Annotated in this window: 16 protein-coding genes; 8 read left to right on the top strand and 8 right to left on the bottom strand. The window is 46.0% G+C overall.

The annotated features are described in order from the left end of the window. Positions 1-236 precede the first annotated feature (236 nt). The 4 genes from modA (at position 237) to L4D79_RS04790 (ending at position 3,942) form a co-directional block, all read left to right on the top strand. Positions 237-1,019: a molybdate ABC transporter substrate-binding protein gene (gene modA, locus L4D79_RS04805; protein WP_428648085.1), complete on the top strand. Its 783-nt coding sequence runs from the start codon at positions 237-239 to the stop codon at positions 1,017-1,019. Then, positions 1,019-1,708 (top strand): molybdate ABC transporter permease subunit, encoded by a 690-nt coding sequence (gene modB, locus L4D79_RS04800; RefSeq protein ID WP_428648082.1) that lies wholly within the window; start codon positions 1,019-1,021, stop codon positions 1,706-1,708. The genes modA and modB overlap by 1 nt, the downstream gene beginning before the upstream one ends. Beyond that, on the top strand, positions 1,705-2,790 hold the full coding sequence (modC, locus tag L4D79_RS04795; protein WP_428648080.1) for a molybdenum ABC transporter ATP-binding protein ModC: 1,086 nt from the start codon (positions 1,705-1,707) through the stop codon (positions 2,788-2,790). The genes modB and modC overlap by 4 nt, the downstream gene beginning before the upstream one ends. 492 nt (positions 2,791-3,282) lie before the next feature. After that, positions 3,283-3,942, top strand: coding sequence for a CAP domain-containing protein (locus L4D79_RS04790; RefSeq protein WP_428648078.1), 660 nt, complete (start codon positions 3,283-3,285; stop codon positions 3,940-3,942). Positions 3,943-4,000: 58 nt separating this feature from the next. On the opposite strand, the gene L4D79_RS04785 is transcribed toward L4D79_RS04790, so the two are convergent. From L4D79_RS04785 to malT, 8 genes are all read right to left on the bottom strand, one after another. Beyond that, positions 4,001-5,281, bottom strand: a complete 1,281-nt coding sequence (locus tag L4D79_RS04785) for an LssY C-terminal domain-containing protein (RefSeq protein ID WP_428648076.1) — start codon at positions 5,279-5,281, stop codon at positions 4,001-4,003. A 3-nt stretch (positions 5,282-5,284) separates the two neighbouring features. Then, a complete protein-coding gene (locus tag L4D79_RS04780; protein WP_428648074.1) occupies positions 5,285-6,016 on the bottom strand; it encodes a glycosyltransferase in 732 nt (243 codons plus the stop codon). A gap of 98 nt (positions 6,017-6,114) precedes the next feature. Next, positions 6,115-6,915, bottom strand: coding sequence for an alpha/beta fold hydrolase (locus tag L4D79_RS04775; protein WP_428648072.1), 801 nt, complete (start codon positions 6,913-6,915; stop codon positions 6,115-6,117). Between the two features lie 21 nt (positions 6,916-6,936). Further along, the gene (locus tag L4D79_RS04770) at positions 6,937-7,995 is read right to left on the bottom strand and encodes a M14 family zinc carboxypeptidase (protein WP_428648069.1); all 1,059 of its coding nucleotides are present in this window, start codon (positions 7,993-7,995) and stop codon (positions 6,937-6,939) included. Positions 7,996-8,159: 164 nt separating this feature from the next. After that, a complete protein-coding gene (locus L4D79_RS04765; protein ID WP_428648067.1) occupies positions 8,160-8,441 on the bottom strand; it encodes a D-fructose-6-phosphate amidotransferase in 282 nt (93 codons plus the stop codon). A 143-nt stretch (positions 8,442-8,584) separates the two neighbouring features. Further along, entirely contained in the window at positions 8,585-9,229 is a 645-nt protein-coding gene (locus L4D79_RS04760; RefSeq protein WP_428648064.1) for an outer membrane beta-barrel protein, read from the bottom strand. A 134-nt stretch (positions 9,230-9,363) separates the two neighbouring features. After that, entirely contained in the window at positions 9,364-10,041 is a 678-nt protein-coding gene (locus tag L4D79_RS04755) for a DUF4336 domain-containing protein (protein WP_428648062.1), read from the bottom strand. Positions 10,042-10,075: 34 nt separating this feature from the next. After that, positions 10,076-12,784 (bottom strand): HTH-type transcriptional regulator MalT, encoded by a 2,709-nt coding sequence (gene malT, locus L4D79_RS04750; RefSeq protein WP_428648059.1) that lies wholly within the window; start codon positions 12,782-12,784, stop codon positions 10,076-10,078. A 479-nt stretch (positions 12,785-13,263) separates the two neighbouring features. Between malT and L4D79_RS04745 the strand changes: the two genes are divergently transcribed. The 4 genes from L4D79_RS04745 (at position 13,264) to L4D79_RS04730 (ending at position 21,451) form a co-directional block, all read left to right on the top strand. Further along, positions 13,264-15,723: a glycogen/starch/alpha-glucan phosphorylase gene (locus tag L4D79_RS04745; RefSeq protein ID WP_428648057.1), complete on the top strand. Its 2,460-nt coding sequence runs from the start codon at positions 13,264-13,266 to the stop codon at positions 15,721-15,723. A gap of 84 nt (positions 15,724-15,807) precedes the next feature. Beyond that, positions 15,808-17,988: a 4-alpha-glucanotransferase gene (gene malQ, locus L4D79_RS04740; RefSeq protein ID WP_428648054.1), complete on the top strand. Its 2,181-nt coding sequence runs from the start codon at positions 15,808-15,810 to the stop codon at positions 17,986-17,988. A 20-nt stretch (positions 17,989-18,008) separates the two neighbouring features. Next, entirely contained in the window at positions 18,009-20,192 is a 2,184-nt protein-coding gene (gene glgB / locus L4D79_RS04735) for a 1,4-alpha-glucan branching protein GlgB (RefSeq protein ID WP_428648051.1), read from the top strand. 359 nt (positions 20,193-20,551) lie between these two features. After that, a complete protein-coding gene (locus L4D79_RS04730) occupies positions 20,552-21,451 on the top strand; it encodes a hypothetical protein (protein ID WP_428648049.1) in 900 nt (299 codons plus the stop codon). Positions 21,452-21,454: the final 3 nt, after the last annotated feature.

The following is a 21,454-nucleotide window of genomic DNA, read 5'->3' as shown; positions in this document are numbered from 1 at the left end:
AGATTCAACTTCACATAATACTTTGAATAGGTATGACTCAGTGGACATATGATTAAAGCCCTTCGCAGAAGAGGGGGCATGACGGCGTAACATGGCCGTGTCTCTCATTTTTATCATTAACTATTGCTCAAAGCCTAAATTGTGTTCTTTCCACAATTTCTATCTCGAATTAGGTATTCATCTCTAGCGTTATATACTTTACTATATAACGGTGTTTTTGCTTTTAGGATATAAAGATGAAGTGCTGGAAGAATCGAGTAGCCGTTGTAGCTCTATCTATGTTGTCGTTTTCAAGTCTTGCCGCTGAAAAAGTGACGGTGTTTGCAGCGTCGTCATTGACCAATGCGATGAATGAGGTGGTGTCGGCTTACGAACGGGAAACAGGGCAGAAGCCAACGGTATCTTATGCATCATCTTCAGCGCTTGCTCGTCAAATAGCTCAAGGAGCACCGGCTGATATTTATCTATCTGCTAATGAAAAGTGGATGGATTATCTTTCGGATCAAGGTGTCATTGATACTTCCACCAGAAAATCTTTGTTACATAATAGTTTGGTGATGGTTGCGCCAAAAGATTACCCACAGCAAAATATTACACTGAGTGCTTCATGGGATTTAAGTAAAGCCTTGGATGGTACCCGGCTTGCTGTTGGTGACCCTAATCATGTGCCAGCAGGGATCTACACCAAAGAAGCCTTAGAGAGTATTGGGTTATGGCAGCAGGCAGAGCGTTTACTGGCGCGTGCGAATAATGTACGTGGCGCACTGTTGCTTGTGGAAAGACAGGAAGCAATGCTGGGTGTGGTATATAAAACTGATGCCCTGATTTCCGATAAAGTAAAAATAGTCAGTGAATTCCCCGCTGACAGCCATACGGCGATCAGCTATCCGATTGCGATGGTCGAAGGTCGCCAAAATGAAAGCGCGAATGGCTTTTATCATTTCCTTAACTCAGAAGAGGCTACAGCTATTTTCAGTGAATATGGCTTTGGGGATGTCAGTACTGGAGACATCAATTAGTGCTAACCGACTATGAGATCCAAGCTTTATTGTTGAGCTTAAAAATCGCCAGTGTCGCGGTAGTTGTTAGTTTACCGTTTGGTGTGCTCTGTGCTTGGTTGTTGGCCCGCTGCCAGTTTGTCGGCAAGTCATTGCTTGATGGCCTAGTACATTTACCCTTGGTGCTTCCGCCCGTTGTCATTGGCTATTTGCTGTTGGTGGGGATGGGGCGTCAGGGTGTTATTGGCAAGGTACTATATGAGTGGTTCGGCCTGACATTTAGTTTTAGTTGGCGCGGTGCCGTACTAGCCGTCGCGGTGGTTTCTTTTCCACTAATGGTACGCTCTATTCGCTTGGCGCTTGAAAGTGTTGATTATAAACTCGAGCAGGCTGCGCGCACCTTGGGTGCGAGCCCAATGAAAGTGTTTTTTACTATTACGTTGCCTTTAACGTTACCAGGTATCGTGACAGGTGCGATCTTAGCTTTTGCCCGCGCGTTAGGAGAGTTTGGGGCAACCATTACTTTTGTATCGAATATTCCGGGAGAAACGCAAACCATACCCTTGGCGATGTATTCATTTATTGAAACCCCAGGTGCCGAAGATCAAGCTGCGCGACTATGTGTAATCGCAATTGTCATTGCCTTGGTATCAATATTGGCTTCTGAATGGTTTTCGCGGGCTGCTCGGCAGCGTTTGGAGGCCAGATGATTACTATCGATGTACAGCAGAAACTTGGCGATCTTGATATGGATATCCAACTTGAGCTACCGATGGAGGGGATCACCGCTATCTTTGGTCGCTCCGGAGCGGGGAAGACATCATTGATCAATGTTCTCAGCGGCCTAGCGACGCCTGATACCGGTTCTATTACTCTCGGGCAACATGTGTTGTATAACTACCAATCCGGAATAAACCTGCCTCCTGAAAAACGTCGTATTGGCTATGTTTTTCAGGATGCGAGACTGTTTCCACACTACACCGTTGCGGGTAATCTTCGGTATGGCTGCAAGGGGGAAAATCATGAGCAGTTTAACTCAGTTACCCGACTATTGGGTATAGAGCAACTGTTGAGCCGCTATCCGGCTTCTTTATCTGGGGGTGAAAAGCAGCGGGTGGCAATCGGCCGTGCATTACTTTCCAATCCGTCGATGTTGCTAATGGATGAGCCGTTGGCGTCACTCGATCTCCCACGTAAGCAAGAGCTTATGCCTTATTTGGAACGTCTTGCTAAAGAGGTCAAGATCCCGATTGTTTACGTTACCCATAGTTTGGATGAAATCTTACGCTTGGCGGACCACATGGCGATGATCCACCAAGGAAAGGTAGTGGTTTCAGGCCATATTAATAGTGTTTGGGGCTCGCCAGAAATGCGGCCTTGGCTACCTGCAAAGGAACAAAGCTCGTTACTCAGTGCGCGGGTGAACCACCATCATCCCCAGTATGCATTAACTCAAGTGATGCTAAATCACGATGCTCATTTGTGGGTGAATCGCTTGCAGTGCGTACGAGGAGAGTGGGTCCGGGTGCGTGTGCATTCTAATGATGTTTCACTAACCAAGGTGAGATCTGAGCAAACCAGTATCCGAAATATACTGGCGGCAAAGGTTGATAAAATTCATCCGGTTGATGAGCAAGAACGGATTGAAGTTCGTTTGCGGGTGGGAGAGGCTCAACTGTGGGCTAATATCACTAAGTGGGCGGCTGATGAGCTTGACTTGTCGGTTGGTGACAAGGTGTTTGCACAAATAAAAGGTGTGAGTGTCACCCAAGAAGATCTTGCAACCATGTAGTGCAAACTATCTGGTATTAAATTTGTGAAGCACCAATGAATGTTGGTGCTTTATTATATTAAATTGACATTGGACATGCGATAAAAATTATAATTATAACTTTCTTGGCTATTTAATTGTTATATTTTTGCCTTTGATACTTATTTAAAATCGAAAAGTTTCTTTTCTCTGTTAAGTTTGAATGAATAATTGTACATGTCGGTTTGAATGTGCATACATTACTTTTTATGTACTTCCTTTAATTTTATTAATTGTATTTCATGGTTTTAAGTGAACTTTTGTGGTCGATTGGCGGGGTTAACTTTGTTAATTGTTTGTCAGGTTGGCGAGAATTTCACCGTTGCATATTGAATGATTAAGCGGGGAGTAAGTATAGTGTGCTTCGTAAAAAGTGAGTAGCAAAATTATTTATTGTGTTTTATTTGGCTAAATAATTTATAGCAATGGCTATTTTTAGTTGAATTAAACACCAAGTTAAAAACAAGGTATGTTATGAAAGTTTTACCCATAGTAGCGTTGTCAACATTGTTATTAGCTGGTTGCGGCGGCGGTTCGAGCTCCTCTTCCTCAACAGGTACTGATAACTCAGGTAATCCTGTAAATTTACCTGTGGATGATCAGGATTCGGGAACAAACCCTGGTGACGATAACAATACTGGTGGTGGAAATGATAACAATACCGGCGGTGGTGATGAGGGTAATACAGACCCGGATCCAGCTCCAGGCCCCGGTGAAACCTTCGCCGAGCAGATGTTATACGCAGTGAACCAAGCGCGTTCACAGCAGCAAGTCTGCGGTAGCGATGTAATGCCTGCTGTACCAGCTTTGGAGTGGGACTATAATCTTGAGTCAGCCGCATTCACGCATTCAAGTGATATGGCCAATAACAACTTTATGAGCCACACTGGCTCTGATGGTAGCTCACCAGAAGACCGAATTAATGCAACCGGCTATTCATGGTCAACCTGGGCGGAAAACGTTGCTGCAGGACAAAAAGATATTGATGCAGTAATGACTTCTTGGATGAACAGCCCGGGTCACTGTAAAAACATTATGAATGGCAGCGTAACTGAGATGGGCGCTTCATACGTTGAGAACTCTTCAACACAGTACGGTATTTACTGGACCCAGGTTTTCGCCAAGCCGCGTTAATTTTGTGATGAATTAGTTGATATATCTAAGCCGCCAATTATTGGCGGCTTGTCTACATTTAGCGGATAATAGCGATATTACCGTCGCTAAAATAATGATTGGATTTAGAATAAGCGACTGGTTCGCCTAATCGTTGAAGTTCTGTTTTCCAACCCAGCTGCTTGGCATTATTCATCAACGTATCTCGCTCTTCATCGATATCAGGATCAATACCGTGCAATACGGTTATTAAACCTTTGTAATGAGCTAGTTTGAGTCGGTCATCATAACTGATTGATGCAAGCCAAATATCTTCCTTTGTCTTTTCTGATTCTCCAGCATACCACCATCGGATATGCCGGCGGTTAATTAAGTCGCCTTTAATTTGGTAAGCCAGTAATTGTGGTTGTTGATTCCAATATAAATCGGAGATCGGTGGCTGTTGTTGTGCAATTAACTCAAGGTATTGAGATAAATCCAGTTTGTTGCGAGAAAAGGTTTTATTTTCAATCCAGCCTAGCTCCTCCATTAACACACTAGGGTGCTCGTCTAGCAAAACGAGGTTTATTGGTTGAGCTTTATATACAGGAGATAATCCCGGATAAACGGTGTAGTCCAATTGTTCAAGTAAAACACCACCTTCGTGTAATAGCGCTGTATTACTTTTGGCTTGAGCTTGAGAGATCCACTCAATGTTGTAGGCTTCGCTATGAAAGAAGTGGTAGTAATTGGCTGAACCGAATGCAGTAAGCCAACAGCATGCCATTAGCAGCCATTTTCGCCAGCGGTAGACCCGATACAGTACCAACGACACCAAAAGTGAAATCATACAAGCGGTGATCAGCACGCTATGCTCTTGGAAAAATAACCCAATAGTTTGCCAACTAGGTAGAATGTCGATGCCTTTTCCGATAAAAAAGCCGGCAAGAGTGAATTGGCCGACCCCTAATAATAAGCCAATGGATGAGTACAGGGTAAATGTCGTCCAGCGCATGGCGTAGCTGCCAGCGATAAAAGGCATTATCCAGGCCACTGGGCCAAGTAGCCGGGAGGCAGTGACCACCCAAGGGCCTTTCTTATGCAAGATCAAGCGTGTCTTGGCGATGGGACGTTGTGTTTTACTGAATTTGCGCACTAGCCAGCGACGGCCACGCGAACCACAATGGCGACCAATCCAAAAACTGATTTGGTCACCAATGAAGCCTCCGGCGAGTACTGCCAGAACACCATAGATAGCGCCAGTGCTTAGCAGATAGCCTGCTGCTAGCAAGAAAGGCTCACCAGGGAAAAATAAATTCGGTCCGATCAGGGCATCAAGGAAACTTCCTCCAAAATACCACCACCAAGCGACGTCTTGCATGACTTATTTAGCATCCTTGTAATGATCAAATTTATAATCCATTTCCTTGTTGCGCATTTCGCCCAAGAAGAAGCGTCGAATATTGGCTTTCATGTAAGTCAGCCCCATTTTAATGAAACCGTCCTGCTCAAGACGACGAGGATCGAACCAGAATCGAACTGGGATCATTCGGTAACGCCATGTTTTAGCTGCTCTGTTGGCATAGTCGCAGTCTTCGCAAAGTACAATGCTTTGGTCAAAGCCTTCAATTTCATTGTGGACTCGCTTGGTAGAAAACATGCAGGCCCCTACGGCCGTCGGGAAGAAAAACGACGTAGTGAATAGCCCTGCATTGAATAGCGCATAGCCCATTTTGTAGCCGAGTGATAAATCTTTGGCTTCCATGTAGGCGCCAGCAACTTCGAGTTTTCGGCTCTCCAATTCATACAGTGCATTGGTAAGAAAAGTCGGGCTCAGCCGAACATCTGCATCCAAGAACAGCAGCCTTTCATGTTTGGCAAGTTGAGCGCCGGTATTACGTCCAAGGCTGGTCCCGCGTTGATTCATCTTATGGACGGTCAAACTGGGCAAAGCTTGCTCGAAACCTCTGGCGACTTCACAGGTATTATCGTCGCTATTGGAATCGACCACGATAACCTCGAACTGCTGGTGGCTCTGTTTGCTCAAGTCATCTAATAGGCGACCAATGCGTTTTTCTTCATTCAGTGTGATGATCACAATACTTAAAGGTGTCATAACTATCTCCGGCATTTGTATTAACTGAAGACAGTTTGCAAGTCTTTGATTGAATTAATGCTGAGGGCTTAATTCATATTGCATTCATATTCTTGTTATTAGTTGTCTTGGCGTTGGTAAAAAATCTCTACTTTATTAAGTAGCCAACCCGGATCGTCAAGTGGAAGGTCATGGCCTGCATCTGGGTGGACGAACAATGGAATATGCCATGCTCTTGCTAAGGATTTACTGCATGAAATATCGACTAGTGCATCTTTCTGGCTGCCAATCAGCAAGGTAGTCGATGAAGGTGTCGCCTTAAAACGGTAACGGCTGGCTGCATACAGTTGCCGCAAAGCATTAGATGTTGAGACGGGGTAGGCTCTACGCCATTCAATCCAATACTCTATGATGCTACGAGAGGACTGCCGCGTGGTCATTGCGAAGATAAGAGATTCCTGTTCAGTGGTTGAGGCGAAAAAATAACGAAAGACATTTGTGTATTGCTGCCAATTAAGCCTTCTGTAAAAGGGAGAGTAGTTACTGAGGCTGGCGTTAATCAAAATGGCTGAATGAACATCGTTTGGGTATTTTCTCATCCACTCCAAAGCAATCATACCGCCCATAGAGATTGCGATGATATCGACACTATCGGCATTGAAGCCTGTAGGTGTTGTCTTTGCTGTTGATGCTTGATAGTCGGATAGATGGGATTTCAGATCCTCTACCATTGCCGAAACACTGGTGGAGGATTGCTCTTGGTAACGCGGTCCATTGCCAGCAATATCAAAGGCGATGATCTCTCGCTCAGGAAAGGCCGCTTGCAGTAACTCGGTAAACCTTCCCCAATGGCGTGTTTCTCGTAATAGCCCCCTGATTAACAAAATTGGCCGTTTAGAATTATTGGGTAATGAGCTCATAATATTTTCTTGGTTGCTGGATTAGGTTATTTGGGTTGGGTCGAGTGGATACCAGAGCGATTTGGCTTGTTGGGCAAATACATCGTTTTGCTCGCTCAAATACCAGTGCTGGTATGAATAGGTCGCACTCATTAGAAACTCGGTAAGTGTTAGATGTGTTCGCAGCACGCGTTGGATCCTATGCGGTTTGACAGGGTGAAATAGTCCAATGCGGTCGAGTATTTGCAGTGGATTTTTGCGAACCCATCGCCAAGAGCCCATCTCTAGTGTAATCGGGAGTAGGTGTTGTTGGCGACTTTCTGCTATGTCATACAGGTAATCCCATAAGTCCCCATGGCAGGTGTAATGCTGGGTTTGGGGTTCAAACAAATAATTCTGGTGGGGAAAAGCGTTAAAGAAGAGTTTTCTTAAATGGAACAGCGCCCCAATCTGACTAATGGGCTGCAGTTTGCTTTTAGCATAGGGAAACCAAAGGCGATCTTTGGTACCAAATCCTGAATGACAATCCAGAGCAAGGGTCAGTGGGCTGGTTTGGGTCGTGAGCAGTACTTCGTTAATCAATGCTTGGGATTCCACTTCCATACCTTGCTTTGCTTTACCACGGTACCAAGGGATAAATTTTGATATTCGGTGGCCGCCAACTAGCCATGCTGTTGGCTCTTTACTGTCTACTGGCGCGTTTCTCATTAAATCAATATGGTTGCCGTTGGAGCGGTAACGTTTTGCCATGCCGACAGGGTTCAACAGCGGGATAAATATGAGTTTAATGCGACGTAATTTCAGTTGTAATGCTTCGTCCCAATGAAGGCGCTGGCACAGGCTATCTAACAGAGAGATGACGACTTGACTGCCGATACGCTCTAGCCCATGCACACCGCCAACGAAAAATAGGCAAGGTGAGTGGCTATCAATGGCACCTAGGCTGATTTTGTATATAGGAATTGGGATGTTATCGAGCTCGGAATAGCTAATCACCTCAGCTGAGGTATCAATGTGTTTCAACGTCGGAATCGAATGATTAATTAATGCTTCGAGCTGCATGAGCTCGGGTAATCGTCTGTATATGCCTTCTTTGCTCAATACTATGTACTCCTCGGCCACTGGTACTTAATTTAAGCCCAGTGTTTTACATAGTGATGTCATTATAGGAATTGAGCAGGTAGGTTGGGGGGAGGGAAGAAGCGCTCCAAGCGAGCTGACCGTAATAAACCGAGTCGCTTGCTTGGAGGTGTGGAGCGGAAGCATTAATGTGATTGGCTGAATTTCTTCGCTGATTCTAGCTGATATTGTTCAACATCATGAATCCAGCTTGGACGGTTAATGAACCGGGCGATAGCAATCGAAGGCAGTAAAAAGACAAACAGCGGTATTGCTTCATGTAAATACGTATTGGCTAATACTTCTTCATGAGTGATGAAGTTCAACGCAGCCAGCAGACAAAAGATTATCCCAAGTACAACTAGAATAGCGGAGATAACTAAGCCAATGCCTAATAAGTCCCTTAAGTATAATTTAGAAGCATTCATATCCATTTCCTCATACAAATGAACGGATAAAAATATACGCTTATTTATGCTTTCTGTTGTGATATTGATCACATATGAAGTTTGGCTGAATCATACTTATTACTTTATTGATTTAAGGCAATTATTAGGCGGTTCGTTGCAATTTAGAACACGTATCGTACACCGAGTTGATAGTTGACCATAGAATATTTATCTATCGTTGAATACGAGAAGTTAGCTTCAATATTCATATTGTTAGAAACACTAAATACATTTCCGACGCGAAACTCACTGAAATTGTCTTCAAGTTGATCAATGCGGTACGAAGGCTCGATCATCCAATTGTCCAATGGGATAAAGCGAACCCCCACTTCTGCACTGGCACCAGACTCGTTATATTGTCGTTTTTGGTGACTAATGCTCTCACTTTGCTCTAAATTAAGGTGGGCAACCCCTAATGTTGTGTAGAAGGAAAGTGATTGATTTAACGGTTGGTAAAAGCCAACCCCAGCCATCTGATGTGTTAAAGACATCTGATTACGCTTCGATAGTTCCATTTTTCCGCTTACGTATAAGCGGTGGGTAAAGTTCCAGCTACCTTTCAGGTAGGCACCCGCCATGCTGTCTGCAATGGTGTATTTTTGGGTATCGTTGTCGAAGTAATGAGAGCTTGTGAACTCATGGCTTAAATGCGTGTATTGGAAGCCGCCGCTAATATAGTCAAATTCACTAGTTGAAAGCTGTGCATGCGCGAGGGAGGAGCCGAGGATAAATGTAAGCACAGGTAATGTAAGCAGTGTTGTCTTCATGGATCTATTTGGCAGCAAAGAAGTATTGCTGTACATCATACAATTATAAAAACAACGTTCAATATTTTATTGAACAATGTTCGTATTTAATTGTAAGCGTTTTTGTAATGGGTTAAACACGGTGTTTTCTTAACCTACAAGGCCCATTTAAAAGCACGATGAAAGAATGCTTTACCATCCGTTTCGATATTATGGCCGTGTGAGAGAATGATTCGGTCAAATGGCCAGGTTAGGATTTCCTGTAGTGATTGTCTTAATCTGGTTTTATTCTGAAAAGTCCAACGCCAATAGAGCGGCATAGCAGGGTTCTGGTAGCAACCATTGGCCAGTGCTAAAGCTATAGTAAAAAGATTGGAGGCAGGGCGAAACCAAGCAAGAGTATCACCGACGATCAAGGTGTTGGAGTAAGGATCGCAGAAGATCACTTCTTCCATTTGATCACTTCCTCTTAACAGGGTCTGATACAGCTGGTGCTGCCATATTTCAGGGCTCTTGGCACTGAGAGCATCGTCAAAGGCAAGATCGGTGCGTTTGTTTTGAAGGCCCGGAGGTGCAAAGAAGTATGCCTCTGGGTAAGCGAGCCACCATTCAGACAGAAATAAATGGTGGTTCATATTTGGGGTCACAATGGCTTGAATTGCACCCAGTTGGCTTAACTCAAGCTGTAGCGATGTCGTTAATTGGATAGGGGAGTGGATAAGTAGCTTATCGTTTTCAAGCCGTATTACCGTCATCCTTGCACCAACAGGTATGCCATTCAATTTGAATGGCATATCCCGATACCAGAGTCGATCCTTACTCCATTCTTTCATTGGTTATCCTTAACCACTTTTGCTATCTATCTAGTTAGAAGCCCATGAGTTTCAATAGGTTTTCTGCTGTCTCGATAGCTTGTTGACGGTTGGCAATATTGAGCTTTTGGTACAGATTCCGTATGTGTGTTTTGATTGTCGTCGAGGCGACATCAAGCTCAGAAGCAATTTGCTCATTGCTGTAGCCTGTGTAGATCAGTCCCAGTACTTGCCATTCACGTTGGGTAAGCGGACTAGTACGGATAAGCTCCGGAATATCAGGCAAGTTAAGTAGTTTTTCGACGAAATTTTCGTCAAAGTGCACAGAACGGTTACGTTCTTTACTCGTCATCTCCCGAAGCAGTTGACGGGCACGGTGCAGTTCTAGCTCATTAAGTGCTTTTGTATCAACTAACTCTTGAATGAGGTCACAGATCTGGCTGCCATCACAAAGGAAAATGCCTACCATACCGGTACTATTAGTTAATTCAAGCGCTTGCTTTATCTGAGCCAGAGCTAATTCCTTGTGCCCTTGACTCTTACTCAGTACTGCTTGTACCACAAGATTACGGTTTTTGTCTGTGATCAGGTTATGTTTATTGCAGCAATCATCCAACATGTTAAAGATGGTTTCAGCACGCTCAAATTCGCCGATATTGACGCAAGCACGACCAATATTTCGCCATTGAAGTTGTTGGAAGTGGTTACATGCTGCTTCCGGTTGCTCTGCATGAACCAACCATTGCTGGATACTTTCCATGTCACCCGTATTTTGCCAGAACAGCAAATTGGCCAAGTCAGTATTAGCACGCCAGTCAATGTGGTAGATCGAGCGACTCATTAAGCTGTTACAGAGATCAAGATAGCGGCTGGCTTTGTCCTGCTCGCCACGGGTTATGGCGATACGTGCCAGCATGGAATAAGCATGTAGTGACTTGGTTTCGTCATACGGAGCGAGCACTTCAAGGCTTTTCAGTGCGGCTTCTTCTGCTTCATCAAGGCGGTTCCAGCACCAAAGGATCTGGGCACGTAGGCGCAACAGGAATTCATGTAGCGGAACTTGTTGTAGGTGTTGTTCTTTGACCAGCTTGAAAGCCTGTTCTAGCAATTCGTAGGCATTTTGGACATAACCTTGAGCCAGTAGGATTTCAGCCTGCTGAAGTAAAGCCCACAACGCTTGGTGGTAGACATGATATTGGCGGGCCATCTTTTCTGTTTGCTGCATCATCGGTAATGCGCGGCTTAGATTACCCAAACAATGGTGTACCTCACCGACGACTGACGTTGCAACGATTCGGCTACGGTAGGTTGTCGAAGGCAACTGGCCAAGTGCCTGTTCAGAAAGTATCAGGGCATCATCTGGCTTGCTTTGGTTGATTGCAACCTGAGCGCGTAGGGCATTGAATTCACCCTGCAGGGCGTCGTCAAGCTCAATATCACGTTTGGCAAACTCTTTTTCCGTCTCCACGATCATGTCGCCGACATCATTATATAGGTGCTGACTTTGCAGTAACCACATATGAAGTAGGTTAAGACGCGGTTGGGTGTAGAGTTCTTCAGTGTCGATGTTACTCAAGGCGTCTTGAAGGAGCTTCATTTCACCATGGTGGAACATCTCCCAGCCAAAATCGCACAGAATATGGATAACAAGCGCAGAATCTTCACATTTTTGCGCATGAAGTAGCGCTTGCTGTGGAGAGTTTTGTTTCAACCAAGCTTTGGCTGCCAATGCATGTAACTCAGCTCTCTGCTGAGGGATCTGGGAGTAGCGCTGGTGGCGGAGGAATTCAGCAAACAGGTTGTGGAAGCGGTACCAGTTGTTATCCCCCTCAAGCGTATTGAGGAACAAGCCAAAACGGTTAAGTGATTCGAGAACCGCTAAGGCATCACTACGCCCAGTCAGATCGGTAACAAGTTGTGCATTGAACATATCGAGCACTGAACATTGCAACAGGAATTGCTGGGTTTCTCCATCAAGTAGGTCGAAAACTTCTTCTGCAAGATAATCCCACAGGTGCCCACGGTTAAAACTCGCCATCGATTCGGCTGATTCAACCAAGTTGTGCGGCTTTTGTTGGGCATGTAGTGCGATTAACTGCAGGGCAGAAGGCCAGCCTTCCACTTGTTGGTGGAGTAATCTTAAAACATTCGCTTCGATATTTTCACCGATACGCTTGTCGAAAAAGCGGGTCGTTTCTTCTTCATCGAAGGCCAGTAAGTCGTTATCTACCTCGATCAATAAATCACGGATGCGCAGGTTAGCCGTGCCTAGAGGCGGTAAAGTGCGGCTGGTAACCACTAACGTCAGATTATCTGGCATATGCTTGAGGAAGAAACGTAAACCGTCGTGAATATCATCATTATTGATAAGGTGATAGTCATCGAGCACGATGTAAGTTTGTTCATGGTAGTTAGCGAGCTCGCCGAACAGTTCGCTGAAGAGGGTCGATAGGCATGCAAACTGACGGCGCTCAGCCATAGCCTGAGTTTTCAAACAGGCGCTGTTGGTCGCTTTGTTGATATTTTGCAGTAAGTAGTTCGCAAAGCGGAAGGTGTCGTTGTCATTTTCGTCGATATTAAACCAACCGGTATGCGGGTGCTCATTCAACCATTGGGCTGCCATGGTCGTTTTGCCATAGCCCGCAGGTGATCGAAACAGCACAAGACGGTAAAACGGGGCCTGCTCTAGCGTTTCCAGCAAACGGGGACGCAGAATCGCATTATGAAGGCGTGCCGGACGAGTTAATTTAGATGGTATCCACATAGTCTTGCTATCTTATTGTAAGGTTTCAGTCCATTGTCGCTCAGGAGCGCTGCTCTGAATGAATTATGTTATCTGAGCATTTATGCCGTGTAATCCTGGTCATCATTTCAAAAAATTGCAGTACGGCATTTGATCTAGTCGATAACTTTGACAGCGCATTAGGTTGAATTCAGCAAAAGTTGCCAACTCATCCCCATATTTATGACACAGCTCACATATCTATAATCTTTCATGATCTTGTATCTACCCAATTGCACATGGGAATGTAGTCTGTAATTGTGACTTTAAATGCATATGGATGGGCGTTTAAGTCTTTCTACACCCCAGAATTTTGCATCTTGTCACAGAAAGTGGGGGAGATTCATAACTACGCCCCTCCCACTCATCCCTACTCCTCCCCGATTCGGGAGGATGTTAGCGCTGATAAATACAGGCAACATTGTCAGCAGTTGGAAATAATCCTAGAGCGAGATTGAACCATGCCTAAGAATGGTCAGACACAACAATTTAATAAAGCAGCTTTCCAAGCGGCAGTAGAAAAACACCTAACAACAACTTACGCATCTACCGATGAAACTGCGACGGCTCGCAGTTGGTATTTGGCAATGGGTAAAGCACTGGCTGAAATCAGCACTGGCAACCTATTGGCCACTGAAAAGAATCTTGCTGAGCAGAAAGCGCGCAGTGTGAACTACCTTTCACTGGAATTTCTGATCGGCCGCCTTACCGGCAACAACCTAATCAGCATGGGCCTATACGAAAACGTTGCTGAAGCAATGGAAGAAATGGGCCAGAACCTAACAGACCTATTGGAAGAAGAGCGTGACCCAGCACTGGGTAATGGTGGTCTAGGTCGTCTAGCGGCATGTTTCATGGACTCATTGGCAGCACAGGAATACCCAGCGGTAGGTTACGGTCTACACTACGAATACGGTCTATTCCGCCAGTCATTCGTTGACGGCCGTCAGGTAGAAGCACCAGATGCATGGCGTGGTATCGAAGGTTACCCATGGGAAGTTCTTCGCCCTGAGCTCAGCCAAGAAGTCAGCCTATACGGTCACGTTGAAGGTTACACCGATGAAAATGGTGTTGAGTGCCGCCGTTGGGTACCAGCTATGTCTGTTGAAGGTGTGGCTTGGGACTTACCAATCGTAGGTTACGACAACAAGAGCGTTTACCCATTACGACTATGGGAATGTCGCTCGAATGCGCCATTTAGCCTAGCGCGTTTCAATGATGGTGACTACGTAGGTGCACAGTACTCTGCACTAGAAGCAGGTAACGTGACGAAAGTTCTTTACCCGAACGATAACCATGATCAGGGTAAAGCACTTCGCCTGATGCAGCAGTACTTCCACTGTGCATGTTCGGTTGCTGATATCCTACGTCGCCATGAAGCGGCAGGTAACTCGATTGAGTCGCTGTCTGAGCTGGAAACTATTCAGCTGAATGACACCCACCCAACTATCGCTATCCCTGAGCTAATGCGCATCCTTCTGGATGAGTACAAACTAGGCTGGGAGAAAGCGTGGGAAATTTCTTCAAAGACATTTGCTTACACCAACCACACATTGCTTCCAGAAGCGCTGGAAACATGGAGCGAGGCTCTGATCCAGCAGATGCTACCGCGCCACATGGAAATTATTTTTGAAATCAACCACCGCTTCATGAAGCAGGTTGAACAAACTTGGCCAGGCAACAACGAAGTGAAGCGTAAGCTTTCAATCATTCAGGAAGGCCCACAGCGCATGGTTCGCATGGCTAACCTGTGTGTGGTCAGCACCTACGCAGTAAACGGTGTCGCCGCATTGCACTCGGAGCTAGTGAAGCGTGACCTGTTCCCTGAGTTCAACGAGATCTTCCCTGGCCGTTTGACCAACGTGACCAACGGTGTGACACCGCGTCGTTGGATCAAATACTGTAACCCAGGTCTTTCTGCGCTGATCAGCGAGAAAGTGGGTAATGACTGGCCAGCGAACCTAGAGAAAATCGCCGGTCTAGAGAAATTCGCTGACGATGAAGCCTTCCAGAAGCGCTACATGGCAGTGAAAAAAGAGAACAAGCAGCGTTTGGCTGACTGGGTGGAAGAAAACATGGGTATCGAACTCGATACTGATGCAATCTTTGATATCCAAATCAAGCGTCTGCATGAGTACAAGCGCCAGCACCTGAACTTGCTTAACATTCTGGCGCTATACCACCGTCTGCTGAACGACCCAACGTTCGACATGCACCCACGTGTGTTCTTCTTCGGCGCGAAAGCGGCACCGGGCTACGCATTGGCTAAAGACATTATCTTTGCCATCAATAAAGTGGCTGAGAAAGTGAACAATGACCCACGTCTTGGCGGTAAGCTGAAAGTGGTATTCATCCCTGACTACCGTGTGAGCTTGGCTGAAATCTTGTTCCCTGCGGCTGATGTATCTGAGCAGATCTCGACGGCAGGTAAAGAAGCATCAGGAACAGGTAACATGAAGTTCGCCATGAACGGTGCCTTGACTATCGGTACGATGGACGGTGCTAACGTAGAAATGCGCGAAGAAGTGGGCGACGAAAACATCTTCATCTTCGGCCTACTGGTCGATGAAGTACAGAAGCTGAAACAAGAGGGCTACGACCCTTACCGTTATTACCATGCTGATAGCCTACTGCGCGCAGCACTGGATTTGTTAGAAACGGATGAATTCACACCAGGTAACCCTGGCCAGCTAGCGGCAATTCGCCACAACCTGCTGGAAGGCGGTGACCCATACCTGGTACTGGCTGACTTTGCCGATTACGTGAAAACGCAAGAGAAAATCGATGCGGAATATCGTGATCAGAAGACATGGGCTCGCAAGGCCATTCTGAACACGGCACTGATGAGCAAGTTCAGCTCAGACCGTAGTATTCGAGACTACGCTAACAACATCTGGAAACTAGAGCCAGTGTCACTGTAACGGCTTTAGGCTGTAAAAAGTACGAATTGATATCAGCAAAACTTTAACATCGTAGCGGCCGAAAGGCCGCTAACGGAGAGAACGATGAAAGACGATCAAGTATTAAAACAAGTTGCTGACATGGTAGGCATTGCCGATAGCTATGTCAGTGCTTGGGGGGATGAAGCGCAAGTTGACAGCGATACAATCCGTCGCCTGTTGGCAGCGCTAGGTTACGACACCAAAAGTGATGAGGCGTTATTGGAGTCTGCGCATAAAAGGCAGCGCCCCGATGTATTAGCTTCAGTCAAAGTCGTACGCAGTGGCGAACCAATGCATATTGAAATGCATCTGGGCCAAAGCGCACGAATCAGTGACTTCAGCTGGCGTCTGGAAACAGAGCAAGGTGATGTACTGGAAGGTTGGTTGCAGTCGCAACTTGTGTCCGACGAGCGTTCTGACGGTGGCACGTTGGTGTTCGCTTTGCCCGATGACTTGGCATGGGGTTACCATAAGCTAGAGGTGTTCCGTAAGCGTCGTAAATCTCCATTTGAAATGACTTTGATCGTTGCTCCAGAGTCTTGTTACAAGCAGGATGATCTGAATAGTAACAAGAAACTTTGGGGTACCAGCGTTCAGCTGTACTCAATTCGTACCAATCACAACTGGGGTATTGGTGACTTTGGTGACCTGAAACAATTGGTTGCTGACGTTGCTGCCCGTGGCGGTGATTTTGTGGGCTTGAACCCAATTCACTCCTTATTCCCAGCTAACCCAGAAGGTGCGAGCCCTTACAGCCCATCTTCTCGCCGTTGGCTGAACCTGATGTACATCGATGTGAGTTCAGTCACCGAGTTTGCACAGTGCGATGAAGCACAGCAGCTTGTTGGCAGCCATGAATTCCAGCAGCGCCTCAATGAAGCACGCAATGCTAACTGGGTAAACTACAGTGAAGTGTCATGTCTGAAAATGGCTGTTCTGCCTTTGCTGTTCAAGACATTCAGTGAGCGTCATCTAGATAAGAATACGGCGCGTGCCCAGCAGTTCCTTCAGTTCGTTGAAGATGGCGGTGAAAGCCTGCTTCACCAAGCCGCTTTCGATGCGTTGCATGCTGAGCTGAAAAAAGAAGATGACAATACCTGGGGCTGGCCTGTCTTCCCAGAGCAGTACCGTCACTTTGATAATGCTGCAGTTCAAACGTTCATTAAGAAAAATTACACTCAGGTACAGTTGTTTATGTACCTACAGTGGTTGGCTGACGCCCAGTTGGCTGAAGTGAATGAACTCGCTGAAGAAAAGGGCATGGTCATCGGTCTGTATCGCGACTTAGCGGTAGGGGTGTGTGATTCTGGCTCTGAGACTTGGGCCGATCATGGTGCTCTTTGTCAGGATGTTAGCGTGGGCGCGCCGCCAGATATTCTTGGTCCTCTAGGCCAGAACTGGGGTCTTCCTCCGCTGAATCCTGAAGTGCTGAAAGAACGTGCTTACGAACCTTTTGTTCAGCTTCTACGTTCAAACATGCGTAGCTGTGGTGCACTCCGTATTGACCACGTACTTGGTTTACTTCGCCTTTGGTGGATTCCCAAAGGTGAGTCAGCACAAGATGGTGCATACATGTACTACCCAGTTGAAGACATGATGTCTATTCTGGCGCTAGAAAGTCACCGCTACCAGTGTACGGTGATTGGTGAAGACCTTGGTACAGTACCAGACGAAATCGTTGAGAAGCTGGCTACTGCGGGTATCCATTCGTATAAAGTGTTCTTCTTCGAAACAGCAGAAGATGGTGGTTTTTACTCACCGAAGCACTATGCAGACCAGTCTATGTCAGCATTGTGTACGCATGATATGCCGACACTTCGCGGCTTCTGGCACTGCGATGACCTAAAGATGGGTGAAGAGCTTGGCTTGTACCCGAATAAAGAACAATTGGCAGGTTTGTTTGATAGTCGTGCTGAAAGCAAACAAAAAATCCTTGATAGTTTAGCTTGGCATGGTTATCTTCCTGAAGGGGTTGGGCATAATGCTGCATATGTGCCGATGGATCAGCAATTAAGCGAAGCCATGCAACTCCACCTAGCTGCCGGCTCTAGCGCACTATTGAGCCTACAGTTGGAAGATTGGCTAGAAATGGACAAGCCGGTCAACATTCCAGGTACTGTTGATGAGTATCCGAACTGGCGTCGTAAGCTATCAACCACATTGGATGATATCTTCACCCGTCAGAACATTGTTGACTTGACTCGTCGTTTAACCGAAGCCCGAGCAGAAGCATCGAAAAAATAAGTAATATCAGGAGTAATGCGTTGGACACATCTACAGTGACCCGCAGTGATAAGGAATATTTGCAGCTCGAGAGAGCTGCATTTTCAGACCCATTTTCGTTTTTAGGTCCTCAATTTCAGTCGAATGACATTGCACTTCGCGTGTATGTACCTGGCGCTGATTCTGTTGAAGCAATAACTGAAAACGGTGAATGTTTTACCCTCGCACGCGAAGCTAATAGCGGTTTTGTGCTTGAGGGTGATTTCGATTTTACCACTGCACTATATCAACTTGTCGTTAAATGGCCGCAAGGCGAACAGACGATTTACGACCCTTACCAATTCCATAATTTGATTCAGTCAGGTGAAGCGCTGGCAGATCCGTCACTGATGCACAGTGAAATGGGTGCCCAGCTAGTCACGCTGAATCGAGGCAATTCATCTGTCTCTGGTGTACGTTTTCTTGTCTTTGCACCGAATGCCTCTGCTGTAAGTGTCGTTGGCCACTTCAATGCGTGGGATGGGCGTCGCCATCCAATGCAGCGTTTGGATGATGGTTTATGGGGTGTATTTATTCCTGAACTAGAGGAAGGCACCCTTTACAAATTTGAGTTGAAAGACAGTGCGGGTGAGGGGCTACCTCACAAAGCGGACCCATGGGGATATCAGTCAGAGCAATATCCATCATTTGCGTCCAAAGTTTATGATCAGGCAAACTATCAATGGCAAGATGGCGTTTGGCAAAACCGCCCGGTAACTGCCAAGCATCAGCAAGCGTTGTCGTTCTATGAATTGCATGCTGGTTCATGGCGTAAAAACGATCAAGGCGAGTTCCTTAACTATCGTGAACTTGCTGCTGAACTGATCCCTTACCTGAGCGATATGGGCTACACCCATATTGAGCTGATGCCCGTTTCTGAGCACCCGTTCTATGGCTCATGGGGCTATCAGCCTATCGGTCTATTTGCACCAACGAGCCGCTTTGGTTCTCCAGATGATTTTAAATACTTCGTTGATCAGTGCCACCAGGCTAATATCGGCGTGGTATTGGATTGGGTTCCTGCCCACTTCCCATCGGATGATCACGGTCTGGCGAATTTCGACGGTACCGCATTATTTAACGATCCGGATCCTCGTCGTGGTTGGCACCAGGACTGGAAGAGCTATATCTACGATTACGGCCGTGATCATGTTCGTCGCTTCCTCGTATCCAATGCCTTGTTCTGGTTCGAGCATTATCATATTGATGGTTTGCGTGTCGATGCTGTTGCTTCAATGTTGTATCTGGATTATTCCCGTGAACATGATCAATGGATCCCTAACCATGAAGGTGGCAATGTTAACTTCGATGCGGTGAGCTTGCTGCGTTGGGTCAACGAAGAAGTGTATCGTCAATATCCGAATGCCATGACCATTGCTGAAGAGTCAACGGCCTTTCCTGGCGTGACGAAACCGACCGACATGGGCGGTTTGGGTTTTGGCTTCAAGTGGAACATGGGTTGGATGCACGATAGCCTTTCCTACATCCAGGAAGAACCAGTACACCGTAGCTACCATCACAACACCATTACTTTCCCGATGGTGTATGCATTCAGTGAAAACTACGTACTGTCTCTATCACATGATGAAGTCGTATACGGCAAAGGTTCGTTGCTTGACAAAATGCCGGGTGACGAATGGCAGAAAACGGCAAACTTGCGTTCATACATGGGTTACATGTATGGCCAGCCGGGTAAAAAACTGAACTTTATGGGCGCAGAAATTGCCCAGAGTGCAGAATGGTGTCACGATGGCCAACTTGAATGGCACTGGCTGCAGTACCCGCGCCATAGTGGTATGCAGGCCCTGGTTAAAGATTTGAATGCACTTTACACTTCAGAGCCAGCAATGCATGAGCAAGATTGCGATCCTGCTGGATTTGAGTGGCGTGTTCAGGATGATGCCGGAAACAGTATCTTGGCCCATGAACGTATTGCGCTCAATGGTGACAAGGTATTGGTCGTGTCTAACTTTACCCCTGTACCACGCCAGAATTATATCCTAGGTGTCCCAGTAGCAGGTGAGTATGAATTGCTGCTTAATACGGATGACAGCAAGTACTGGGGTAGTGGTGCTGATGTGAAAGCGGTAGTTGGTACTGAGCCTGTTGAGTCGCATGGCCTTGAGCAATCAATTAGCCTTGATTTACCACCACTCTCGACGGTATTCATGCGCTTTAAAAGCTAATAATATTTAGACTTTCATTCAAAATGTAAACCCATCACTTTTTAAGTGGTGGGTTTTTTCTTTTCATGTCGTCTTTTTGGGAAGAGCGACGTCTTATTAGCTTTGGGTGAACAAACGCACTGGTTTTTTTATAGAAAGCTTAATGTTTGCTTAATAACACACAAAAAGCGTGAGTGACCTCACATAAATCTGCTGGTCAAACCTCAAATTGCTTTATATTAGTCAGCGCTCGAATCACTTGGGAAGAGTGGATTTGTTCTTAATAATCGATGAGTAATCGATTGGAAACAATTTTTGAAGGTATTTTCTTTCAAACGGTAAGCAGGAAGCAGAAACAATAATTTTACTGAGAAAACATTTTGAAACAAAGAGTTTTACTGCTGCTTGCAGTTCTTTTCGCTCCGCTTAGTTATGCGCAGCAATCCTTTTTTCCTATCTGGGGTGATGAAGCAGAAAAGCTTGGCTACACGTTACCAAATCCATACGGCTTTTCTATTTCATATATGGATATGAGTAACCCGATTACGGTCAACAGTATCGACTTGACTGGTCACCCGGTACTTGAAGCTCTGGATATCGATGCTAACCATGCAGACTTTACTGGCTCGAACATTACGCTTCGTGGTGATGTATGGGTTTTCCCGTTTCTTAACGTTTACGGCATTATTGGTTATACCCAAGGCCAAAGCAAAGCAAGAATCAACTCAGTGAGTTGTGACCGTGGTGCAGTGAACGGCATTGTAAATAACGCGTTATGTTCCGTGATCGATCAGGTTGGCGCTAATTTACCTGACAACGCCATGTTCACTCTGGATATGGACGGTGGCACTTATGGTATAGGTACAACAATCGCGGGTGGGGTCGGTAGTTGGTTTGCGCTGTTGGATATGAATTATACCTACACCAGTATTTCCGCAATCGATGGCAACATTAAAACCTTTGTTGCGGCACCGCGTGTCGGCCACCGTTGGGAATACGATGGAGGGCGTGAACTACGTGTGTTTGTTGGTGCCATGTATCAAGATGTTGAACAGTATCTATCTGGCGACTTGAAGAGTTTGGGATTACCGTCTGAGCTCGCCAAGGCAGTTGATGCACTTGCGCCAGATGCGGGCTTTGAAGTTAGCCAAAGTGCTGATGAAAAGTGGAATGGTGTCGTGGGATTCCAATATGCCTTCAACCGTAACTGGGATGTATTGATGGAAGCTGGTTTTGGCCAGCGAGAAACCCTCTTCTTTGCTTTAGGTCGTCGATTCTAAATA

Origin of the sequence: Photobacterium satsumensis, assembly GCF_050336935.1 — a bacterium.
GTDB lineage: Bacteria > Pseudomonadota > Gammaproteobacteria > Enterobacterales > Vibrionaceae > Photobacterium > Photobacterium satsumensis.
This window is presented reverse-complemented; position numbering and strand designations above follow the sequence as displayed.

Coding starts and splice junctions, on each gene's coding strand:
- modA (WP_428648085.1), top strand. CDS start 237: ATGAAGTGCTGGAAGAATCGAGTAGCCGTTGTAGCTCTATCTATGTTG.
- L4D79_RS04745 (WP_428648057.1), top strand. CDS start 13,264: ATGCCTAAGAATGGTCAGACACAACAATTTAATAAAGCAGCTTTCCAA.
- L4D79_RS04785 (WP_428648076.1), bottom strand. CDS start 5,281: ATGCAAGACGTCGCTTGGTGGTGGTATTTTGGAGGAAGTTTCCTTGAT.
- modC (WP_428648080.1), top strand. CDS start 1,705: ATGATTACTATCGATGTACAGCAGAAACTTGGCGATCTTGATATGGAT.
- L4D79_RS04760 (WP_428648064.1), bottom strand. CDS start 9,229: ATGAAGACAACACTGCTTACATTACCTGTGCTTACATTTATCCTCGGC.
- L4D79_RS04765 (WP_428648067.1), bottom strand. CDS start 8,441: ATGAATGCTTCTAAATTATACTTAAGGGACTTATTAGGCATTGGCTTA.
- L4D79_RS04755 (WP_428648062.1), bottom strand. CDS start 10,041: ATGAAAGAATGGAGTAAGGATCGACTCTGGTATCGGGATATGCCATTC.
- L4D79_RS04775 (WP_428648072.1), bottom strand. CDS start 6,915: ATGAGCTCATTACCCAATAATTCTAAACGGCCAATTTTGTTAATCAGG.
- malQ (WP_428648054.1), top strand. CDS start 15,808: ATGAAAGACGATCAAGTATTAAAACAAGTTGCTGACATGGTAGGCATT.
- L4D79_RS04780 (WP_428648074.1), bottom strand. CDS start 6,016: ATGACACCTTTAAGTATTGTGATCATCACACTGAATGAAGAAAAACGC.
- malT (WP_428648059.1), bottom strand. CDS start 12,784: ATGTGGATACCATCTAAATTAACTCGTCCGGCACGCCTTCATAATGCG.
- L4D79_RS04790 (WP_428648078.1), top strand. CDS start 3,283: ATGAAAGTTTTACCCATAGTAGCGTTGTCAACATTGTTATTAGCTGGT.